16 protein-coding genes are annotated in these 19111 nt (G+C 60.1%); 6 read left to right on the top strand and 10 right to left on the bottom strand.

The window, feature by feature from the left end; translation table 11 throughout:
- Positions 1-6: 6 nt before the first annotated feature.
- The gene (locus tag ACZZ0Q_RS04220) at positions 7-1143 is read right to left on the bottom strand and encodes an acyl-CoA dehydrogenase family protein (RefSeq protein ID WP_463539976.1); all 1137 of its coding nucleotides are present in this window, start codon (positions 1141-1143) and stop codon (positions 7-9) included.
- Positions 1144-1393: 250 nt separating this feature from the next.
- Here ACZZ0Q_RS04220 and ACZZ0Q_RS04215 point away from each other — a divergent pair, with 250 nt between their 5' ends.
- Together ACZZ0Q_RS04215 and ACZZ0Q_RS04210 are read left to right on the top strand one after the other, a co-directional pair.
- On the top strand, positions 1394-2299 hold the full coding sequence (locus ACZZ0Q_RS04215; protein WP_463542242.1) for a GlxA family transcriptional regulator: 906 nt from the start codon (positions 1394-1396) through the stop codon (positions 2297-2299).
- A 73-nt stretch (positions 2300-2372) separates the two neighbouring features.
- Entirely contained in the window at positions 2373-3338 is a 966-nt protein-coding gene (locus ACZZ0Q_RS04210) for a hypothetical protein (protein WP_463539977.1), read from the top strand.
- Between the two features lie 203 nt (positions 3339-3541).
- On the opposite strand, the gene zapE is transcribed toward ACZZ0Q_RS04210, so the two are convergent.
- The 3 genes from zapE to ACZZ0Q_RS04195 all read right to left on the bottom strand — a co-directional run bounded on the left by zapE (position 3542) and on the right by ACZZ0Q_RS04195 (position 6870).
- Positions 3542-4636: a cell division protein ZapE gene (zapE, locus tag ACZZ0Q_RS04205; RefSeq protein WP_463383711.1), complete on the bottom strand. Its 1095-nt coding sequence runs from the start codon at positions 4634-4636 to the stop codon at positions 3542-3544.
- A 231-nt stretch (positions 4637-4867) separates the two neighbouring features.
- Complete coding sequence (locus ACZZ0Q_RS04200; RefSeq protein WP_463539978.1) at positions 4868-6217, bottom strand: tryptophan--tRNA ligase; 1350 nt, start codon at positions 6215-6217, stop codon at positions 4868-4870.
- 17 nt (positions 6218-6234) lie between these two features.
- Entirely contained in the window at positions 6235-6870 is a 636-nt protein-coding gene (locus tag ACZZ0Q_RS04195) for an alpha/beta hydrolase (protein ID WP_463539979.1), read from the bottom strand.
- Positions 6871-7056: 186 nt separating this feature from the next.
- On the opposite strand from ACZZ0Q_RS04195, the gene ACZZ0Q_RS04190 reads away from it, so the two are divergent.
- Positions 7057-7515, top strand: coding sequence for a ZapG family protein (locus ACZZ0Q_RS04190; protein WP_122494309.1), 459 nt, complete (start codon positions 7057-7059; stop codon positions 7513-7515).
- Positions 7516-7645: 130 nt separating this feature from the next.
- Here the strand turns inward: ACZZ0Q_RS04190 and cysN are convergent, their stop codons facing one another.
- The 3 genes from cysN to ACZZ0Q_RS04175 all read right to left on the bottom strand — a co-directional run bounded on the left by cysN (position 7646) and on the right by ACZZ0Q_RS04175 (position 11356).
- Positions 7646-9544, bottom strand: coding sequence for a sulfate adenylyltransferase subunit CysN (gene cysN / locus ACZZ0Q_RS04185; protein WP_122494311.1), 1899 nt, complete (start codon positions 9542-9544; stop codon positions 7646-7648).
- Position 9545: 1 nt separating this feature from the next.
- Positions 9546-10463, bottom strand: a complete 918-nt coding sequence (cysD, locus tag ACZZ0Q_RS04180) for a sulfate adenylyltransferase subunit CysD (protein WP_122494313.1) — start codon at positions 10461-10463, stop codon at positions 9546-9548.
- A gap of 134 nt (positions 10464-10597) precedes the next feature.
- Positions 10598-11356 (bottom strand): Nif3-like dinuclear metal center hexameric protein, encoded by a 759-nt coding sequence (locus ACZZ0Q_RS04175; protein WP_463539980.1) that lies wholly within the window; start codon positions 11354-11356, stop codon positions 10598-10600.
- A 111-nt stretch (positions 11357-11467) separates the two neighbouring features.
- Here ACZZ0Q_RS04175 and algW point away from each other — a divergent pair, with 111 nt between their 5' ends.
- The 3 genes from algW (at position 11468) to ACZZ0Q_RS04160 (ending at position 15596) form a co-directional block, all read left to right on the top strand.
- The gene (gene algW / locus ACZZ0Q_RS04170; RefSeq protein WP_122494316.1) at positions 11468-12622 is read left to right on the top strand and encodes a Do family serine endopeptidase AlgW; all 1155 of its coding nucleotides are present in this window, start codon (positions 11468-11470) and stop codon (positions 12620-12622) included.
- A gap of 139 nt (positions 12623-12761) precedes the next feature.
- Positions 12762-14855 (top strand): TonB-dependent siderophore receptor, encoded by a 2094-nt coding sequence (locus ACZZ0Q_RS04165; RefSeq protein WP_463539981.1) that lies wholly within the window; start codon positions 12762-12764, stop codon positions 14853-14855.
- A gap of 24 nt (positions 14856-14879) precedes the next feature.
- Positions 14880-15596, top strand: coding sequence for a DUF4198 domain-containing protein (locus tag ACZZ0Q_RS04160; protein ID WP_463539982.1), 717 nt, complete (start codon positions 14880-14882; stop codon positions 15594-15596).
- Positions 15597-15830: 234 nt separating this feature from the next.
- Here ACZZ0Q_RS04160 and hisC read toward each other — a convergent pair whose 3' ends face one another.
- The 3 genes from hisC to hisG form a co-directional block, all read right to left on the bottom strand.
- Positions 15831-16883, bottom strand: a complete 1053-nt coding sequence (gene hisC, locus ACZZ0Q_RS04155; RefSeq protein WP_463539983.1) for a histidinol-phosphate transaminase — start codon at positions 16881-16883, stop codon at positions 15831-15833.
- Positions 16884-16939: 56 nt separating this feature from the next.
- Entirely contained in the window at positions 16940-18250 is a 1311-nt protein-coding gene (gene hisD / locus ACZZ0Q_RS04150; RefSeq protein WP_122494324.1) for a histidinol dehydrogenase, read from the bottom strand.
- A gap of 166 nt (positions 18251-18416) precedes the next feature.
- Positions 18417-19052, bottom strand: a complete 636-nt coding sequence (gene hisG, locus ACZZ0Q_RS04145) for an ATP phosphoribosyltransferase (RefSeq protein WP_122494326.1) — start codon at positions 19050-19052, stop codon at positions 18417-18419.
- Between the last annotated feature and the right edge of the window lie 59 nt (positions 19053-19111).

Below are 19111 nucleotides of genomic sequence, written 5' to 3'. Positions count from 1 at the left end.
AGGAATTCACAACGACCGCGAAATAATCTCCTTCATGATCTCGTTGGTGCCGGCGTAAATGCGCTGTACCCGCGCGTCCGCCCACGAGCGCGCCACCGGGTATTCCCACATGTATCCGTAACCGCCGTGCAACTGCACGCACTCATCCAGCACTTTGCATTGCAGGTCGGTCGTCCAGTATTTGCACATCGCCGCAGTCGGCACGTCCAGTTTGCCTTCCAGATGCTGCTCCAGGCAGCGGTCGACGAATACGCGCCCCACCTGCACCTCTGTCGCAATTTCCGCCAGCTTGAAGCGGGTGTTCTGAAAGTCGCTGATCGCTTTGCCGAACGCCTTGCGCTCGCGGGTGTAATCCAGCGTCCACTTCAAAGCAGCTTCGGCATTGGCCAATGCGCCCAGCGCCACGGTCAGGCGTTCTTGTGGCAACTCTTGCATAAGGTAGGCGAAGCCCATGCCGGCCTGGCCGAGTAGGTTTTCCTTGGGAATGCGTACGTCCTGGAAGAACAATTCGGACGTGTCCTGCGCCTTCATGCCGACCTTCTCCAAGCGCTTACCCTTGGAAAAACCCGGCGTGCCCGCTTCAACGAGGAAGAGACTGGTGCCCTTGGCGCCAGCTTTAGGATCGGTTTTGGCCACGACGATTACCAGATCGGCGAGAAAGCCGTTGGTGATGAAGGTCTTCGAGCCGTTGAGCACGTACTCATCGCCATCGAGCACGGCGGTGGTTTTCACGCCTTGCAGATCGGATCCGGCACCCGGCTCGGTCATGGCAATGGCGGTGACCATTTCGCCCGATACCAACTTGGGCAGGTATTTGAGTTTCAGATGCTCGGAGCCGTAATGCAGGATGTACGGCGCGACGATGTCCGAGTGCAGCGAAAACCCGATGCCGCTCAAGCCCAGGCGACTAATCTCCTCAATCACCACGGCGCTATAGAGAAAGTCCGCCGCCATGCCGCCGTACTCTTCCGGCACGTGCGAGCAGAGCATGCCGGCCTCGCCCGCCTTGTTCCACAACGCGCGATCAATGTGTCCGTCCTTCTCCCATTGATGGTGATACGGCACGGCTTCCTGCTCGAGGAACTTGCGCACGCTGTCACGAAACAGCTCGTGGTCCGAGCTGAACAGGGTTCTTGGAATCATTGTTGTTACCCACTGAATACGTCTGGAGCCGGGATTGGCATGGCGCCGACTGTAGGACAGTCAAACGTTCAGACGCACTGGACACATGCGACAAAAAATAAGACGATCCAGCCAGCCACTGACCACTATCCCCTAATAAGAATAAGCATCCATGCCAACCGCTCAGCCCAGCGCACTCAAACGCGTCGCCATTTTGGCCATCGAAGGCGTGTTCGCCTCCACGCTTATGCAAGCCAAAGACTTCTTCCACATGGCCAGCCTGCGCTACGGCCGCCAGTTGGGGTTGGGCCTCACGCCCGCTTTCGAAATCCATTTGGTAAGCCCTGATGGCCAGCCTGCGCGCAGCTTCAGCGATGTGGTGTTGCCGGTCGAAGGCGGCCTGGAGCCAGCCGACATCATCATCCTGCCGGCGTACTGGGGCGACTTCGACACATTGCACCAGCGCTACCCGCAAATTCTGTCCTGGCTGCGCAAGCAGCACGCCGCTGGCAGCATGATCTGCGGCGAGGCCATGGGCGTGTTCTGGATGGCGCAGTCCGGCTTGCTAGACGGCAAAGAGGCTACGACCTACTGGCGTTTTTTCCGTGAGTTCAGCGAACGCTTCCCCAAGGTTCTGCTGAATCAGGAGAAGCATCTTTCGGATGGCGATAATTTGTACTGTGCCGGCGGCACCACCTCGGCCTGCGATTTGTACCTGTATCTGATTGAACACTTCTGCGGCGCCAGCGTTGCCCAGGCTGTCGCCCGCGACATCCTTTACGAGGTGCAGCGCAACTACACGCCAGGCCGTATCGGCTTCGGCGGCCAGAAGCTGCATCAGGACGTGACCATTCTGCAAATTCAGCAATGGCTGGAAGAAAACTTCGCCGAGAAGTTTCGCTTTGAAGACGTGGCGCGCCAGCACGGCATGAGCATTCGCAACTTTATGCGCCGCTTCCAGACGGCCACCGGCGACAAGCCGCTGCACTACCTGCAACGGTTACGGATCGAAACAGCCAAGGGTTTGCTCAGCGCCACCCGCAAAAGCATCAAGACCATCAGCTACGAAGTGGGCTACGACGATGCCAGCTTCTTCGCGCGGTTGTTCCGTCAGCACACAGAATTGTCGCCCAACCAATACCGTCGCCAATTCCAGCAGAAGGACAGCCATTCCTAGGATGGGGGTTGGTCGCCCTGCCCTGCGACCTATGATCGGGCCTGTGAACCTCTAACAAAAACAGGTACTTGTCATGCGCTCGTTTATTTTTGCCCTGCTTACGCTGTGCAGCCTGGTGGCTGTGGCAGACGAACAATGGAAACCCTTTCCCTACGATCAGAGCGGCTTCGACTATTCCGGTGACAAGCTGCGGCAGGCCTGGCCGCAGCTGACCCGCGGCTTTGGCGACAACTATCCGTTCCCCGACGCGCAGTGGGTCATGAAGATGGCCACCAGCTACCCGAAAGCGCTGGAGATGACCGTAGCCGGCAACGCCGGCTTTACCGGTACGCCGGAAGACGCCGAGGTCTACGCGCAAAAACTACAAAACGTCTGGCGGCTGGTGTTCAAAGGCGACTTCGCCCAGGCCAAAAAAGAAGGTCTGGCCTTGGGCGTTGGCGGGCAGGTGCCGGCGATGTTTGCCCAAGTGGTCTACGCGATGTTCCTGGTACCGAATCAGGAAGAAAAGCACCGCTTACTTGAAGAAGTCATCGACTACACCGACAAGGCCGGCGAGTTGGTGCAAGCCGACACGGTTGCGCAGTTCGGCCGCGTGTATGCCAAGGCGCGCCTCGGTGAAGAGCTGTCGGTGCCGGTCGTGCTCAAGCGCGGTTACACCAGCCAAATTCCGAAAGAGCTTGATGCGCTGCTGGCCAAGCAACCTGACCAACCATTCGCTCTGGCGCTATACGGCGGCTACGAAGCCGGCGTGATTCGCAAGGTTGGGAAAATGGTGGGGAAAATGACCTACGGCGTCAGCGCCGACAAAATGGAAACCTACTTCGCGCAGTCGTTTAAGCAGGCTGACAATCTGCCCATCGGCCATTACGAATATGCCAACGCGCTTACCTACGTGTATGGCGATGACGAAGAGGCCAAGGCAGTTCAGCACTTGAAGCAAGCGGTCGCGCTCAAGCCCATCAATGCCATGGAAGCGTTGGAAGTAGCGCATGCCAAGGAACTGCTGAAAGAGCATGAGCAGAAGGTGGCGCAGAACTGATGCGGGCAATGTTTCCAGCCGCCGTCATTCAGGCGGGAATGACGGAGTGAAAGGTAAGACACGCATCTATCCTCGGGGCGTGCCCAACTCGGTAGGAGCGAGCTTGCTCGCGAATGCGGTTGCAGGTCCGCGAGCAAGCTCGCTCCTACGAAAAGCCCCCAAAAAAGGCTGCCCTTGGGCAGCCTTTTTTACGCTCGAATCGTTTACGGCTTATGCGCCCGCGACAGAAATTCGTGGGACTGCATTTCCAGCAACCGGCTCAGGGTGCGCTGGAATTCGAAGTTCAAGCGTCCACCGGTGTAAAGGTCTTTCAATTCGACGGCCGCCGAGATGATCAGCTTCACGTTGCGGTCGTAGAACTCGTCCACCAAGTTGATAAAGCGGCGCGCCAGGTCGTCTTCGTTTACACCCATCTGCTCCACGTTGGAGATCAGAATCGCGTGGAAGATTTTTGCCAGCTCGATGTAGTCGTTCTGGCTGCGCGGCCCGTCGCACAGTTCGCGGAATTCAAACCAGGCCACGTCGTCGCACACCTTACGCGCCGTGATGCCACGGTTTTCGATCATCAACACTTCGTTTTCCTGCGCCTTCACGCAGTCGGGCACCAGGCTGACGAAGCTTTTGTTCAGGCTGATTTCCGCGCCTTCGTTGAGCGGCCAGTAAAACAGCTCGGCTTGCTCAAGGGCGCGCAGACGGTAGTCGACGCCGCTGTCGACGTTAACGATGACCGTGTGTTCTTTGAGCAGCGCAATGGCCGGCAAGAAGCGCGCGCGTTGCAGGCCGTCTTTGTACAAGCCGTCGGGCACGATGTTGGAGGTGGCCACCAGGCTGACGCCGTTTTTGAACAGCTCTTCGAGCAGCGTCGCCAGGATCATCGCGTCGGTAATGTCCGAGACGAAGAATTCGTCGAAACAAATAACGCGCGTCTCGGCGGCGTAACGCTTGGCGATGGCTTGCAGCGGGTTTTTTTCACCGCTCAACGAGGTCAGGTCTTCGTGCACGCGCTTCATGAAACGGTGGAAGTGCGTACGAGTTTTTTCTTTAAACGGCAGCGCTTCGAAGAAGGTGTCGACCAGGTAGGTCTTGCCGCGGCCAACGCCGCCCCAGAAGTACAAACCCTTGACCGGATCGTGGTTCTTTTTGCCTAGCAATTTGCCGAACAAGCCGGGCTTGTTTTCACCGGCGGCGATCAGGTCGTCGTAGAGGCGTTGCAGATGGCGCACCGCAGTTTCTTGCGCGGCGTCATGGAAGAAGTCGGGACGTTTGAGGTCCGCCTGGTATCGCTCGAGGGGCGTCATCGCGTAATGCTCTCAACTATTTACTAGCTCGCGACCGGGCCGAGTGATGGGCAGCGCGAGGCAGGTGATGGGCAGGTAACGAGTAAACAGTACCCAGGGTCTGCGTTTTGCCGACGCGCAGTGGCGCGCGTGGTGGGTCGAAACGCCCGAGACCGCAAAAACGGGGTCGTCACTTTAGCGGCGACCCCGTTGCTTGGCAATCGGCCAACCATGCCGGCCGGCCTTTGCGCGTTATTCCGGCTGTGGCGCCAGTGCTTCGCGCAGTTGGGCGACGGCCTGTTCACAGGCAGCGGCATCGGCGAATTGCGGGCTTTCGCCGACGGCTTCGTCGTCCAGCCAGACCGCAAAGCCGTTGCCGTTGACGCGCACGTCCAGCGGGCTGCCGTCCTGGAGACGCTTGCTCACCTGGCCGGCGGTCTTACCGTCGGCGAAGTGTTTGGACAGCAACAATTGCTCGCCATCAGCGGCCAACAGGCGGAAGCGGAAGCTGCCGTCGTCTTCGCGGAAGCTGACAAAGCGCGCGCCTTTCGTGGCTTTCTTCTTGCTGGTTTGAGCGTTCTGCATGTCGCTGCGGAACGAACGCAGCCCCACCGCTTCGCGCAGCTCGCCGAGGAACGGGGTGGCAATTTTGCGAGCCTTGGCAGCGCCAGCCAGCAAGATGTCTTCCAGATCAGCAGGCCGCTCAATCAGCGTGTTGTAACGCTCCCGCGCTTCGCCCAGTTCGCTGTCGAGCAGCTCGAACAGGCGCTGCTTGGCTTCGCCCCAGGCCAGACCGCCGAGCAGGTCGCTGCGAAATTCTTCTTGCTGCTGGGCGGTGGCGAAGGCTTGGTAGAGGGTGAACAGGTGCGAGTTGTCCGGGTCTTTGGCTTCGCCCGGTGCACGGGAGTCGGTGACGATGGAAGAAACCGCCGCCTTCAACTGTTTAGGGCTGCTGAACAGCGGAATGGTGTTGTCGTAGCTCTTCGACATTTTGCGGCCATCAAGGCCGGGCAAGGTGGCGACGCTTTCTTCGATCAGCGCTTGCGGCATCACGAAAAACTCACGGCCTTTGCCGAATAGATGGTTGAAGCGTTGGCCGATATCACGGGCCATTTCCACGTGCTGAATCTGGTCGCGACCCACCGGAACCTGGTGCGCGTTGAACATCAGAATGTCCGCCGCCATCAGCACCGGGTAGCTGAACAGCCCCATGGTGACGCCGGCATCCGGGTCTTCGCCTTGCTCTAGGTTTTTATCCACCGAGGCTTTGTAGGCGTGGGCACGGTTGAGCAGGCCTTTGCCCGCTACGCAGGTCAGCAGCCAGGTGAGTTCGGTGATTTCCGGGATGTCGGACTGGCGATAGAAAGTCACGCGGTCGGTATCCAGACCAGCCGCCAACCAAGTGGCAGCAATTTCCAATCGCGAGCGCTGAATGCGCAGGGGTTCGTCACATTTGATCAGGGCGTGGTAGTCGGCCAGGAAGTAGAACGAGTCGGCGTCGGCGGCGCGGCTGGCGACAATGGCCGGGCGGATGGCGCCGGCATAGTTGCCCAAGTGCGGAGTGCCGGTGGTGGTGATACCGGTGAGGATACGAGTGGTCATGGCGATCGCTTATTCAGTCAGTTCGACAGGCGCGGCAGCAGCAGGTCTTTGAGATCCGTGAGTTTGCCGTGAAAAAAGTGCCCGCATTCTGCCACTTTCAGCAGCTCGTGGGGACGCTGAAGCTGGGCCGACCAGGTGAAAACCGTTTCCGGCGCGATGACTTCATCTTGCTCCGGCTGAATCAGCGTAAGCGCGCCGCGCTGGGCGATCGGCGTGTGCTCGTTCAGACGGCTGACGGCGGGGGCGACCATAAACAGGCGCTCGATGTCCACCCCACGTGCTTCGAGGCGGCCACTCAAACTGGCGGCGACGAAGCCGCCGAACGAGAAGCCAAACAGGTTGAGTGGCAAGTCCGGTTGTTCGGCGAGCAGCCAGTTGGCCACGGCTTCGGCGTCATCCACTTCGCCGCTGACCATCTCGCTTACGCCTTCGCTGGCACCCACGCCGCGATAGTTGAAACGCAACGTGGCAAAGCCGGCGTCGCGGGCGGTGCGCTGCAAGGTCGACACCACTTTGTTAAGCATGGTGCCGCCCTGCACCGGATTGGGGTGGCAGATCAGCGCCAGGCCACGGGCTTCGGGCAGGTCGAGGTAAAGCGCTTCAAGTTGCCCGGTGGGCCCTTCGATAAACAGAGAGACTTCGCGAACTGACAACGGCGGAACTCCGTGACCCGAGATAGGGTCGACACGTCTTGGGAAAGATCTCGTTGGATAAGATCCAGTGATTAGCAACCTGCGGACGCCTGCAAGCGACGCCCGCCCCTTCAGGACCGCGCCGCGCTATACAGCGCCGGTGTGAGCCGTTAACGTAAAGCAAAGCCGTTTATAGAGGAAGGACTCGTGGAACAGACCCTATTGGCCTGGTTACTCCCGGCACTCGCCCTGCTCGCAGGTGTGACCATCGGTTTTCTGGTGGCCCGCCTGGTTCCCAGCGCCGCACCGAGCCGTACCCAACGGCAACTGGACGAAATTCAAGAGCGCTTCGATAGCTACCAGAGCGAAGTGGTCACCCATTTCAACACCACCGCCAGCCTGGTGAAAAAGCTCACCCAGAGTTACCAGGAAGTGCAGGAGCACTTATCCGAAGGTGCTAACCGCCTGGCCTTGGACGAACTCACCCGTCAGCGTTTGCTGGCCGCCTTGCACGATGAAAAACCGGGCAGCCGCGAGCGTTTGACCCCGCCGCGCGATTCCGAGGTGCCCCGCGATTACGCGCCGAAAAGTGCCGACGCGCCGGGCATGCTCGACGCGACCTTTGGCTTGAAGAAGCCGCCGGTGAGCGACACCTCGCCGCGTTAATTCGCAGGCAACAAAAAGCCCCGCCGATGCGGGGCTTTTTGTTTGAGGCTTGGAAGATCAAAAGCTCGAGGCTGAAGCCTCTCCCGCAGAGGATTGCGACCTGTGGGAGCGGCTTCAGCCGTGATGCTTTTTAGATAGCCCCACGACTACGCAGCAGATCCAGCACCAACTTCACGCCCTCTTCCACCGACACGCTCTGGGTGTCGACCACCAGGTCGGCATTCAGCGGAATGTCGTATGGGAAGGATTCGCCCGGAATGTTGTCGCCGCCTGCTGCGTACAGCCCTTGTGGGTCGCGCTCGGCGCAGACTTGCGGCGACGCCTGAACGTACACGGTGAGCAAACGCTGATTGCCGATCAGGGCCTTGGCCTGTTCACGACCTTCGGCATCCGGCGCCACGAACGCAGCCAGGGTGATCAAGCCAGCTTCGTTGAACTGACGCGCCACGTGCGCGGCACGACGCCAGTTTTCGGTACGCCCGGCACGGTCTTGCGGCAGGCCTTTGTTCAGGTCGTGGCGCAGGTTCTGGCCGTCGAGCACGTAAACCGCACGGCCCATGTCGAACAGCTTGCGCTCCACGGCGTAGGCCAGTGTGCTTTTGCCCGCGCCCGATAGGCCGCTGAACAGCACGGTGGCCGGCTGCTGACCGAAGCGCGCGGCGCGCTCTTCAGTAGCTACGTGAGCGAGCTTGCCGTGCACGCCGCCTGCCTGACCGCCAACCGGCGCGGCGATGATCATGCCCGCGCCAACGGTGCCGTTGGTGAGGCGGTCGACCACGATAAACGAGCCAGTGGTGCGGTTGCGGTCGTAGCCGTCCAGAGCAATGGAGGCGTCGAGGCTGACCTTGACCTTGGCGATCTCGTTCAGCTGCAACGCGCTCGCGGCGCCCTCTTCCAGCGTGTTTACGTCGACCTTGTGAACGATGCTGGCGATAGAGCCAGGCACGTAGCTGGTGGCACGTTTGATGTCGTATTTCTTGCCCGGCAACATAGGCTCTTCAGCCATCCATACCAGCATGGCTTCGAAGCTGTCGGTCACTTGCGGCTTGCTGTCGGCGTGCACCAGCAGGTCGCCACGGGAGATGTCGATTTCATCTTCCATGGTCAACGTGATGGCTTGGCCTGGGCCGGCGCTTTCCAGTTCACCTTCAAAGGTGACAATGGATTTCACACGGCTGCTCTTGCCCGACGGCAGCACCACAACCTCATCGCCTTTGTGCACGATGCCGCTGGCCAGGGTGCCGGCGAAGCCACGGAAGTTCAGGTTTGGACGGTTAACGTACTGCACCGGGAAACGCATGTCGGTGAAGTTGCGGTCGGCAGAAATTTCGACGGTTTCGAGAATTTCCATCAGCGTCTGCCCGGTGTACCAGGGCGAGCGATCGCTGTGGTTGACCACGTTGTCGCCCTTCAAGGCGGACATCGGCACGAAGTGAATCGACGTCGGTTTCAGCGACACCTTGGCAGCGAAGTCGAGGTAGTCGGCTTTGATCGATTCGAACACGCCTTCGTCGAACCCTTTGAGGTCCATCTTGTTGATGGCCACGACGATGTGCTTGATACCCAGCAGCGAGGCGATGTAGCTGTGGCGGCGGGTTTGCGTCTGCACGCCGTAGCGGGCGTCAACCAGAATGATCGCCAGGTCACAGGTGGATGCACCGGTGGCCATGTTGCGGGTGTACTGCTCGTGGCCCGGGGTGTCGGCGATGATGAATTTGCGCTTGGCGGTGGAGAAATAGCGGTACGCCACGTCGATGGTGATGCCTTGCTCACGCTCGGCTTGCAGGCCGTCTACCAGCAGCGCCAGGTCGATGTCTTCACCGGTGGTGCCGACTTTCTTCGAGTCGCGGGTGATGGCCTCGAGGTGGTCTTCGTAGATCATTTTCGAGTCGTGCAGCAGGCGCCCGATCAGGGTGCTTTTGCCGTCATCGACGTTGCCGCAGGTGAGGAAGCGCAGCATTTCCTTGCGCTCGTGCTGCGCCAGGTAGGCGAGGATGTCCTCGCTGATCAAATCGGATTGGTGCGACATATTAAAAGTACCCCTGACGTTTCTTGTCTTCCATCGAACCGGCCTGGTCATGGTCGATGACACGACCCTGGCGCTCGGAGGTTCTGGTCAGGAGCATTTCCTGAATGATGTCGGTCAAGCTGGTGGCGGTGGACTCCACCGCGCCAGTCAATGGGTAGCAACCGAGGGTGCGGAACCGCACCATCTTCTTGTGAATGCTGGCTTTCTGTTCAGGCGACAAGTGCTCAAGGATGCGGTCGTCGTCGATCATGATCAGCGTGCCGTTCATTTCGATCACGTCGCGTTCGGCCGCGAAGTACAGCGGCACAATCGGGATGCCTTCGAGGTAGATGTACTGCCAGATGTCCAACTCGGTCCAGTTGGAGAGCGGGAACACGCGGATCGACTCGCCTTTGTTGACCTTGCCGTTGTACACGTTCCACAGCTCGGGGCGCTGGTTCTTGGGATCCCAGCGGTGCTTGCTGTCGCGGAACGAATACACGCGTTCTTTGGCGCGCGACTTTTCTTCGTCGCGGCGCGCGCCACCAAAAGCGGCGTCGAAGCCGTGCTTGTCGAGCGCCTGCTTAAGGCCCTCGGTTTTCATGATGTCGGTGTGCTTGGCGCTGCCGTGGGTGAACGGGTTGATGTTCTGTGCCACGCCGTCCGGGTTGATGTGGGTGATCAGGTCCAGCCCCAGATCGGCCACCATCTTGTCGCGGAACGAATACATCTCCTGGAATTTCCAGCGTGTATCCACGTGCATGACCGGGAACGGCAGCTTGCCCGGGAAAAACGCTTTGCGGGCGAGGTGCAGCATGACCGCGGAATCTTTACCGATGGAGTACAGCATCACCGGGTTATCGAACTCGGCGGCGACCTCGCGGATGATGTGGATGCTTTCCGCCTCCAACTGCTTCAGATGCGTCATTTTATCGAGCATGGCTACTCACAGCTTTCTCACGAAGAGAGCGTAATTGGACGGCCTACGGGCCGTGGACGAGGCCGGCACTTTAGCACAGCACTCTATTCTAATCAGGCAGCTACTTAGACCTAAACGATCTAGTCATATGCCCGCTAAACGGGGTTGGGGCAGTCGATAAACAGGTGTTCCAAGGCGAAGCGTTTGGCCAGGTATTCGCCGAGCGCCTGCACGCCGTAGCGTTCGGTGGCGTGATGACCTGCGGCAATAAAGCTGATGTCGTTTTCCCGCGCGCTGTGCACGGTTTGCTCGGAGGCTTCACCGGTCAGGTAGAGGTCGACGCCGGCGGCAATGGCCTGGTCGATATAGCCCTGACCGCCTCCGGTGCACCAACCGATGCGGCGGATCATTTGCGAACCTTCTATTAATAGTGGCTCACGTCCGAGCACATCCTGCACGCGGCGGGCGAAGTCGCGGGCGCTCATGGGTTCATCAAGCGAGCCGACCAGGCCGACCACTTTCGGGTTATCAGGATCCAGTGGGCCTTCGACGGTGATGTCGAGTTGCTGAGCGAGTTGCACGTTGTTGCCGACCAGGGGATGCAGGTCGAGCGGCAGGTGGTAGGCGAGCAGGCTGATGTCGTTGCTGAGCAGGGTTTTCAGACGCCGCTGCTTCATGCCGACCACGCAGGGATTTTCGCCTTTCCAGAAATAGCCGTGATGCACCAACACCACATCGGCGTCGGCTTCGACCGCCGCGTCGAGCAGCGCCTGGCTGGCCGTCACGCCGCTGACGATACGGCGCACCTGCGGCCGCCCTTCCACCTGCAAGCCGTTGGGGCAGTAGTCGGCAATGCGCGCAGCAGCGAGAAAACGCTCGGCTTCTTCCAGCAAGGTGGTAAGCGCAATCGCCATAACATTTACTCTCCCGTACAAATGTAAGCTGCTTTTTATTGCCGCGACGGCCTCTATAATGGCGCCACCTTAAGGGCCTGCCATGGCCCTCGCAACCCTCAGGATTTATCGATGTTCAAGGCTCTGCGTTATCTTGGCTGGCCGCTGGTGGTCGGTGTGTTGCTCGCGTTGCTGATTATTCAGTACTACCCGCAATGGGTAGGTCTGCCGCGCCAGGATGTGCATATGCGGCAAGCTCCGCAGTACGGCGTGGCGCAACAGGGACCGGTGTCGTACGCCGACGCGGTCACCATCGCCGCCCCCGCTGTCGCCAACCTGTACACCACTAAAATCGTCAGCAAACCGGCCAACTCGCTGTTTGAAGATCCGCAGTTCCGCCGTTTCTTCGGCAACAACCTGCCCAAACAGCGGCGCATGGAATCGAGCCTGGGCTCGGCAGTGATCATGAGCCCCGAAGGGTATCTGCTCACCAATAACCACGTGACCGCCGGCGCCGACCAGATTGTCGTGGCGCTCAAAGACGGTCGCGAAACCTTGGCACGCGTGATCGGTAGCGACCCGGAAACGGACCTCGCCGTGCTCAAGATCGACCTCAAGGATTTGCCCTCGATCACCCTCGGCCGCTCCGACAACATCGCCATCGGCGACGTCGCGCTGGCCATTGGCAACCCGTTTGGTGTTGGCCAAACCGTGACCATGGGCATCATCAGCGCCACAGGCCGTAATCAACTCGGCTTGAACACCTACGAAGATTTCATTCAGACCGACGCCGCGATCAACCCGGGCAACTCGGGCGGTGCGCTGGTGGACGCGCACGGCAATCTGGTCGGCATCAACACGGCGATTTTGTCGAAGTCCAATGGCTCGCAGGGCATCGGCTTTGCCATTCCAACCAAGCTTGCGTTGGACGTGATGAAAAACATCATCGAGCACGGCCAGGTAATTCGCGGCTGGTTGGGCATTGAAGTGCAGCCGCTGACGCCGGAGCTGGCGGAGTCGTTCGGCTTGGAAGGCCGCCCCGGCATTATCGTGGCGGGCATTTACCGTGACGGTCCGGCGCAAAAGGCGGGCTTACAACCGGGCGATCTTATTTTGAGCATCGATGGCGAGCCAGCCAGCGACGGCCGCCGTTCGATGAACCAAGTGGCGCGCGCCAAGCCGGGTGAGACAACCAGCATCGAAATCATGCGCAATGGCAAACCGATGGAGCTGAAAGCGGAGATTGGTTTGCGCCCGCCCCCGGCCACGAGCGACGCATCGGAATAAGGATCGACCTTAAAAAAGGCGCCGCGAAGGCGCCTTTTTTGTGCCTGCGATTTGGCCTCATACGGAATAGGACAGATGACGCGACCGTTTTTCCGTGTTTAAAATGTTATATTATTGCATGTTTAAACGGAAGCCTGACATGAAGTCCCCCACGCTCACACCTCTTGCTTTGCTCACCGCCGGCTTGCTCAACGCCCCCATCGTTACCGCGACTGAACCGCTCGAATTGGAAGAAACCAGCATCTCGGCCGAATACGCCGACGAGCGCGCCGAGGGTCCCGTTCGTGGTTATCGCGCCACGCGCTCGGCCACCGCCACGCGCACCGATACCGATATCCGCGACACCCCGCAGAGCATCGCTGTAGTTCCGGCTCAAGTGCTCGTCGACCTCAACAGCACACGAATCGACCGTGCGCTGGATTTCGCTGGCGGTGTGTCGCGGCAGAACAATTTCGGCGGCCTCACGTTCCTTAACTACAGCGTGCGCGGCTTCACCACCGGCGAGCTGTACCGCAACGGTTTCGCTTACAACCGTGGCAGCAACAGCGCGCCAGACACCGCCACCCTCGAACGCATCGAAGTGCTCAAAGGCCCCGCTGCCAGTTTGTACGGGCGCGGCGATCCGGGCGGCCTGGTTAATATCGTCAGCAAAAAGCCGCAGGCCGACGCGTTCCATTCCCTGCAACTCAGCGCCGGCTCGTGGGACCGTTACCGCAGCAGCCTGGACGTCAACACGCCGCTTAACGATGAAGGCACCGTGCTGTCTCGCGTCAACCTGGCCGTGGAAGACAACCACAGCTTTCGCGACCACGTCACCAGCCAGCGCAAGCTCGTCAGCCCAACGCTTTCATGGCAGCTCAGTCCCGACACCTTCCTCACGATTGAAAGCGAATTCAGCCGCACCGAATCCGTGTTCGACCGAGGCATTCCGGCCGTCAATGGCGAGATGGGCGCGGTGTCACGCTCCACCTTTCTGGGCGAGCCCAACGATGACGACGTCCGCAACGACAACCAATTGCTGCAAATCAGCCTCGAACAGTTCCTCAACGACAACTGGAAAACCCGCCTGGCCACCCACTACAGCCAAGGCACATTGAAGGGCGACAGTTCGGAACCGCAGCGTTTAATCGGCAGCCAGGTCTCGCGTTTCTACCGCCAGCGCGACTTCGAATGGAACGACAGCATCACCCAGGCCGAACTGCACGGCACATTTGAATTGGGTGGCTGGGAACACCAGACGCTCACCGGGCTGGAGTATGAAAACTACCGCAACAGCCAAAAATACCCGCAAAGCCTGACGTCGCTCGGCTACGGCCTGGACGTGTTCAACCCGGTGTACGGTCAGCCCAAGCCCGCGCTGGCGAACAAAAACGACTTCTTCGAACACACCGAAAGTTACGCCCTCAATCTGCAAGACCAGATCGTGTTCTCCGAACGCTGGCGCGGCTTGGTCGGCGTTCGCCTGGAGCGCATTGAGCAGCACGCGCTTAACCGCAGCACCGGCGTCGATAACGTGCAGGATAAAGATGTCGCCACCCCGCGCATCGGCGCGCTCTACCAACTCACCCCGCAAGTCGGCGTGTTCGTCAACGCCTCCACTTCATTCAAGCCGAACAGCATCGGCACCCAGGGCCAGGTGTACAAACCGGAAAAAGGCATCGGCTACGAAGCCGGCCTCAAGCTGGACCTGCTCGACGGCCGCCTTGGTGCGACCGTGGCGTTGTTCCACATCGACAAAGAAAACGTGCTGACCACCGATGGCAATGGCGACAGCATTGCCGCCGGCAAAGCCCGAAGCCAAGGGTTGGACCTGCAGTTCAGCGGGCAACTGACCGACGCGGTGCGGGTCATCGGCGCCTACGCCTATATCGATGCCGAGGTCACCCAAGACAACGTCATTGCCGAGGGCAGCGACCTGCTGGGCATCGCCCGCAACAGCGCGAGCGTGATGGCCGTCTACGAATTCCAAGACGGCGAACTGCGCGGCTCAGACCTTGGCATTGCCGGCAATTACGTCGGTGATCGCTCAGGCCAGGCCGGCACGCCATTCGAGTTGCCGGCCTACAGCACCGTCGACCTGCTGGCCCATTACAGGGCCAGCGAAGACCTCACCGTCGGCCTCAACCTGAACAACCTATTCGACCGCACGTACTACGAGCGCTCGTACAACAGCACTTGGGTGCTGCCGGGCGAGCCGCGCAATGTCAGCGTCAGCCTGACCCTCTCCCTCTAACTCACGCACTGCCAAGGAAGCCCAATGCCAAAACTTCATCTGCTATTGATCGCCGCCCTATTCACATTGGAAGTTCAAGCCCACGGGCTATGGACCGAGCAACGGCGCGGCAACATTGAAGTGGTCTACGGTCATGGCGCCGAAGACGACGCCTTCAAGGCCAGAAAAATCTCTGACGCCTGGGCCTACGACCTCAACGGCCAGCCCATCAACGTCAACATCGAACGCCTCGACGACCATGCCCGCCTCCACCCAACCAGCGCACCGGCCAGCCTGGCCGTGGCGCTGGATAACGGCGCCTGGTCGCAAACGCCAGACAACAAATGGATCAACGAGGGGCGCTCGAAAGTACCCAATGCGGTTCACGCGTTGCACACCTGGAAATACAGCCTGGCCATCTATAAGCAAGGCGCGGTGCTGCCGGACTTAAGTGCGCTCAAGCTGGTGATCAAGCCGCTGCAAGACCCGCTCAGCGTCGGGCCGGGCAAACCGCTGCGGGTGAAGGTGCTGCTGGACGGCAAGCCGGTTGCCGGCATCGCATTGATCGGCGACTACCGCAGCGCACCGTCCACCACCAGCGCCACCACCGACAAGAACGGCGAAGCGCAGGTGCTGGTCCGCAACGAGGGCCTGAATATCATCGCCGCCGAAACCAGCGTGCCGGTAAGCGGCGATGCGGATATTGATGAGCGCGGGTTGTTCACTTCGTTGAGTTTTATTGGCAGCGCGCACACGGAGTAGGCAGGACAACGTTCGGCATCCTCCGCTCACCGAAGGCGAACCGACTTAAATTTCTAAGCTGGTCAGCGTCGAGCAGGAGGAGTGATCCGAAATTCTGGTTCCCGCCTGCGCGGGGATGACGGGGGTGGCGGGTACATCTCCGTCATTCCCGCGAAGACGGAGGGCCGACGATTCGCAATCCAGAAGTGAAAAAAAAGCCCGGCACATGGCCGGGCTTTTTTGTTCGAGCAACCATCACAAGCGCTTCAACGCCTCCACCAACGCCTGGTTCTGCTGCGGATTGCCGATGGTAATCCGCAGGAACTGGTCAATCCGTGGCTTGTTGAAGTGCCGAACAATCACGCTCTGCTCACGCAGGCCAGCCGCGAGAGTCGCCGCGTCCTTCTCAGGGTGGCGAGCAAAAATGAAGTTGGCGCCCGAGGGCAGCACATCAAAACCAAGCTCGGTCATTTCAGCCACGAGTTTTTCGCGGCTGTCGATGACGGCCTGACAGGTCTGTTCGAAGTAAGCCTTGTCCTCAACTGCCGCCGCCGCACCGGCAATCGCCATGCGATCCAACGGGTACGAGTTAAAGCTGTTTTTAATCCGCTCCAACGCTTCGATCAGGTCCGGATGCCCCACTGCAAACCCGACACGCAGGCCAGCCAGCGAGCGGGATTTGGACAATGTCTGCGATACCAGCAAATTCGGGTAACGATCCACCAGGGCAATCGCCGTCTGGCCGCCGAAGTCGATATAGGCTTCGTCTACCAGCACCACGCTGTCCGGGTTGCTTTGCAAAATGTGCTCGATGGCATTCAGCGCCAACACGCAGCCGGTGGGCGCGTTCGGGTTGGGGAAGATGATGCCGCCGTTGGCTTTGGCGTAATCCTGCGGGCGAATCTGGAACTGCTCGTCCAGCGGCACAGCGTCGAATTCGATGCCATACAGACCGCAGTAAACCGGGTAGAAGCTGTAGCTGATGTCGGGGAACAGCAACGGTTTGCCGTGCTGGAACAGACCGTGAAACGCGTGGGCCAACACTTCATCCGAACCGTTGCCGACAAACACCTGCGCCCGCTGCACGCCGTAGTACTCGGCCACAGCGTTCTTTAAGCGCTCGCCGTTAGGGTCCGGATACAACCGCAGGTCGTCGTTTAGCACGGCTTGCATTGCCGCAATCGCTCTTGGCGACGGGCCATAGGGGTTTTCGTTGGTGTTGAGCTTGACCAGGTTGTTCAGCTTCGGCTGCTCGCCGGGCACGTACGGCACCAGGTCTTTGACGAAGGGGCTCCAGAATTTGCTCATTGCCCTTCTCTCCTCGAATGCGGCAGGTCTAAGCGGGCGCCGAAACGCCCGCACCATTAGTTTTTGATGCGGTATTCGGCGCTGCGGGCGTGGGCGGTCAGCGACTCGCCACGGGCCAGCACCGAGGCGCTTTTGCCGAGTTCCGAAGCGCCATCTGCCGAGCAGTGAATGATCGATGAACGCTTCTGGAAGTCGTACACGCCCAGCGGCGAGGAGAAGCGCGCGGTGCCGGAAGTAGGCAGCACGTGGTTGGGACCTGCGCAGTAATCGCCCAGCGCTTCTGCGGTGTAGCGGCCCATAAAGATCGCGCCGGCGTGGCGAATCTGCGGCAGCCAGGCGTCCGGGTCGGCCACCGAAAGCTCCAAGTGCTCCGGCGCAATGCGGTTGGCGACGTCGATCGCTTGCTGCATGTCCGCCACTTGAATCAGCGCGCCGCGGGTTTCCAGCGAGGTGCGGATAATCGCTTCGCGCTCCATGGTCGGCAGCAACTTGGCGATGCTGGCGGCCACTTTGTCGAGGAAGTCGGCGTCGGGGCTGAGCAGAATCGATTGCGCGTCTTCGTCGTGCTCGGCTTGGGAGAACAGGTCCATGGCGATCCAGTCCGGATCGGTCTGGCCGTCGCACACCACGAGAATCTCCGAAGGGCCGGCGATCATGTCGATGCCGACTTTACCGAACACATGGCGCTTGGCGGTGGCGACATAGATGTTGCCCGGGCCGACAATTTTATCCACCGGCGGCACGCTTTCAGTGCCATACGCCAGGGCCGCAACAGCTTGCGCGCCGCCGATGGTGAACACGCGATCAACGCCGGCGATGCACGCGGCGGCCAGCACGATCTCATTGATTTCGCCACGGGGCGTCGGCACCACCATTACCACTTCCGGCACACCAGCGACCTTGGCGGGAATGGCGTTCATCAACACCGACGAGGGATACGACGCCTTGCCGCCTGGCACATACAGGCCGGCGCGATCCAGCGGCGTGACCTTTTGGCCCAGCACGGTGCCGTCGGCCTCGGTGTAGGTCCAGGAATCCTGTTTCTGTTTTTCGTGGTAGCTGCGCACGCGCTCGGCTGCCACTTCGAGGGCTTCACGCTGGGCTGGCGTGATGCGGGTCAGCGCCAGTTCCAGGCGCTCACGCGGCAGAATCAGGTCGGCCATGCTGTTGACGCTGAGGCCGTCGAAACGCTGGGTGTATTCCACCAGCGCTGCGTCGCCACGCTCGCGCACGTTTTTGATGATGTCGAGTACGCGCTCGTTAACGCCGTCATCCGACACGCTTTCCCAGCTCAGCAGATGATCCAGATGCTTGGAAAAGTCCTGGTCAGCGGCGTTGAGTCGACGAAGAGCAATGGGAGCAGTCATGACGGACCTCGTGATAGGCATGGACGTTTAGAGCGGTTGAATGACGGATGCCACATCAACCGGTTCTCGAGCGTCGCTAGGCTACCAAGCCAGCCCTGTGGACGCCCGAGAAAAGACGGCTAAGACAGGGACAGCAGCGCGCGACTGATAGTCGCGCGTAGAGGTATTAGCTTCGGTGGTTGGCTTCAACCGCGTCGCGCAGCGTATCGATGAGTTGCTGGATGCGCGCGTGCTGCATCTTCATCGAGGCTTTGTTAACGATCAGGCGCGAGCTGATGTGGGCGATCAGTTCCTGCGCTTCCAGACCGTTGGCTTTGAGGGTGTTGCCCGTGTCGACCACGTCAATGATCTTGTCGGCCAAGCCCACCAGCGGCGCCAGCTCCATGGAGCCGTAGAGTTTGATCACTTCAACCTGACGGCCCTGCTCGGCGTAGTAACGCTTGGCCACGTTGACGAATTTGGTGGCTACGCGCAGGCGGCCTTTGGGTTCCGGCACGCCAACGGCGCCAGCGGTCATCAACTTGCAGCGGGCAATTTTCAGGTCCAGCGGCTCGTACAAACCCTGGCCGCCGTATTCCAACAACACGTCTTTGCCGGCTACGCCGAGGTCCGCCGCACCGTGCTCGACATAGGTCGGCACATCGGTTGCCCGCACGATCAGCAAACGCACGTCGTCCTGGGTGGTGGGAATAATCAGCTTGCGGCTCTTGTCCGGGTTTTCAGTCGGCACGATCCCCGCCTTGGCGAGCAATGGCAGGGTGTCGTCAAGAATGCGGCCTTTGGATAAGGCGATGGTCAACATGGCGCGGAATGTCCTTAAAACCTGATTACAAGCGGTTGTGCAGCCCCGCCCGGCGCACT

It is taken from the genome of Pseudomonas sp. AC070, assembly GCF_979258635.1.
Note: the sequence above shows the minus strand (reverse complement) of the source record. Positions and strands in the feature narration are given on the sequence as shown.

Bases quoted from the DNA above. Each gene is read 5' to 3' on its own strand.
- ACZZ0Q_RS04220 (WP_463539976.1), bottom strand. From the start codon at position 1,143: ATGATTCCAAGAACCCTGTTCAGCTCGGACCACGAGCTGTTTCGTGAC.
- ACZZ0Q_RS04215 (WP_463542242.1), top strand. From the start codon at position 1,394: ATGGCCAGCCTGCGCTACGGCCGCCAGTTGGGGTTGGGCCTCACGCCC.
- ACZZ0Q_RS04210 (WP_463539977.1), top strand. From the start codon at position 2,373: ATGCGCTCGTTTATTTTTGCCCTGCTTACGCTGTGCAGCCTGGTGGCT.
- zapE (WP_463383711.1), bottom strand. From the start codon at position 4,636: ATGACGCCCCTCGAGCGATACCAGGCGGACCTCAAACGTCCCGACTTC.
- ACZZ0Q_RS04200 (WP_463539978.1), bottom strand. From the start codon at position 6,217: ATGACCACTCGTATCCTCACCGGTATCACCACCACCGGCACTCCGCAC.
- cysN (WP_122494311.1), bottom strand. From the start codon at position 9,544: ATGTCGCACCAATCCGATTTGATCAGCGAGGACATCCTCGCCTACCTG.
- cysD (WP_122494313.1), bottom strand. From the start codon at position 10,463: ATGCTCGATAAAATGACGCATCTGAAGCAGTTGGAGGCGGAAAGCATC.
- ACZZ0Q_RS04175 (WP_463539980.1), bottom strand. From the start codon at position 11,356: ATGGCGATTGCGCTTACCACCTTGCTGGAAGAAGCCGAGCGTTTTCTC.
- algW (WP_122494316.1), top strand. From the start codon at position 11,468: ATGTTCAAGGCTCTGCGTTATCTTGGCTGGCCGCTGGTGGTCGGTGTG.
- ACZZ0Q_RS04165 (WP_463539981.1), top strand. From the start codon at position 12,762: ATGAAGTCCCCCACGCTCACACCTCTTGCTTTGCTCACCGCCGGCTTG.
- ACZZ0Q_RS04160 (WP_463539982.1), top strand. From the start codon at position 14,880: ATGCCAAAACTTCATCTGCTATTGATCGCCGCCCTATTCACATTGGAA.
- hisC (WP_463539983.1), bottom strand. From the start codon at position 16,883: ATGAGCAAATTCTGGAGCCCCTTCGTCAAAGACCTGGTGCCGTACGTG.
- hisD (WP_122494324.1), bottom strand. From the start codon at position 18,250: ATGACTGCTCCCATTGCTCTTCGTCGACTCAACGCCGCTGACCAGGAC.
- hisG (WP_122494326.1), bottom strand. From the start codon at position 19,052: ATGTTGACCATCGCCTTATCCAAAGGCCGCATTCTTGACGACACCCTG.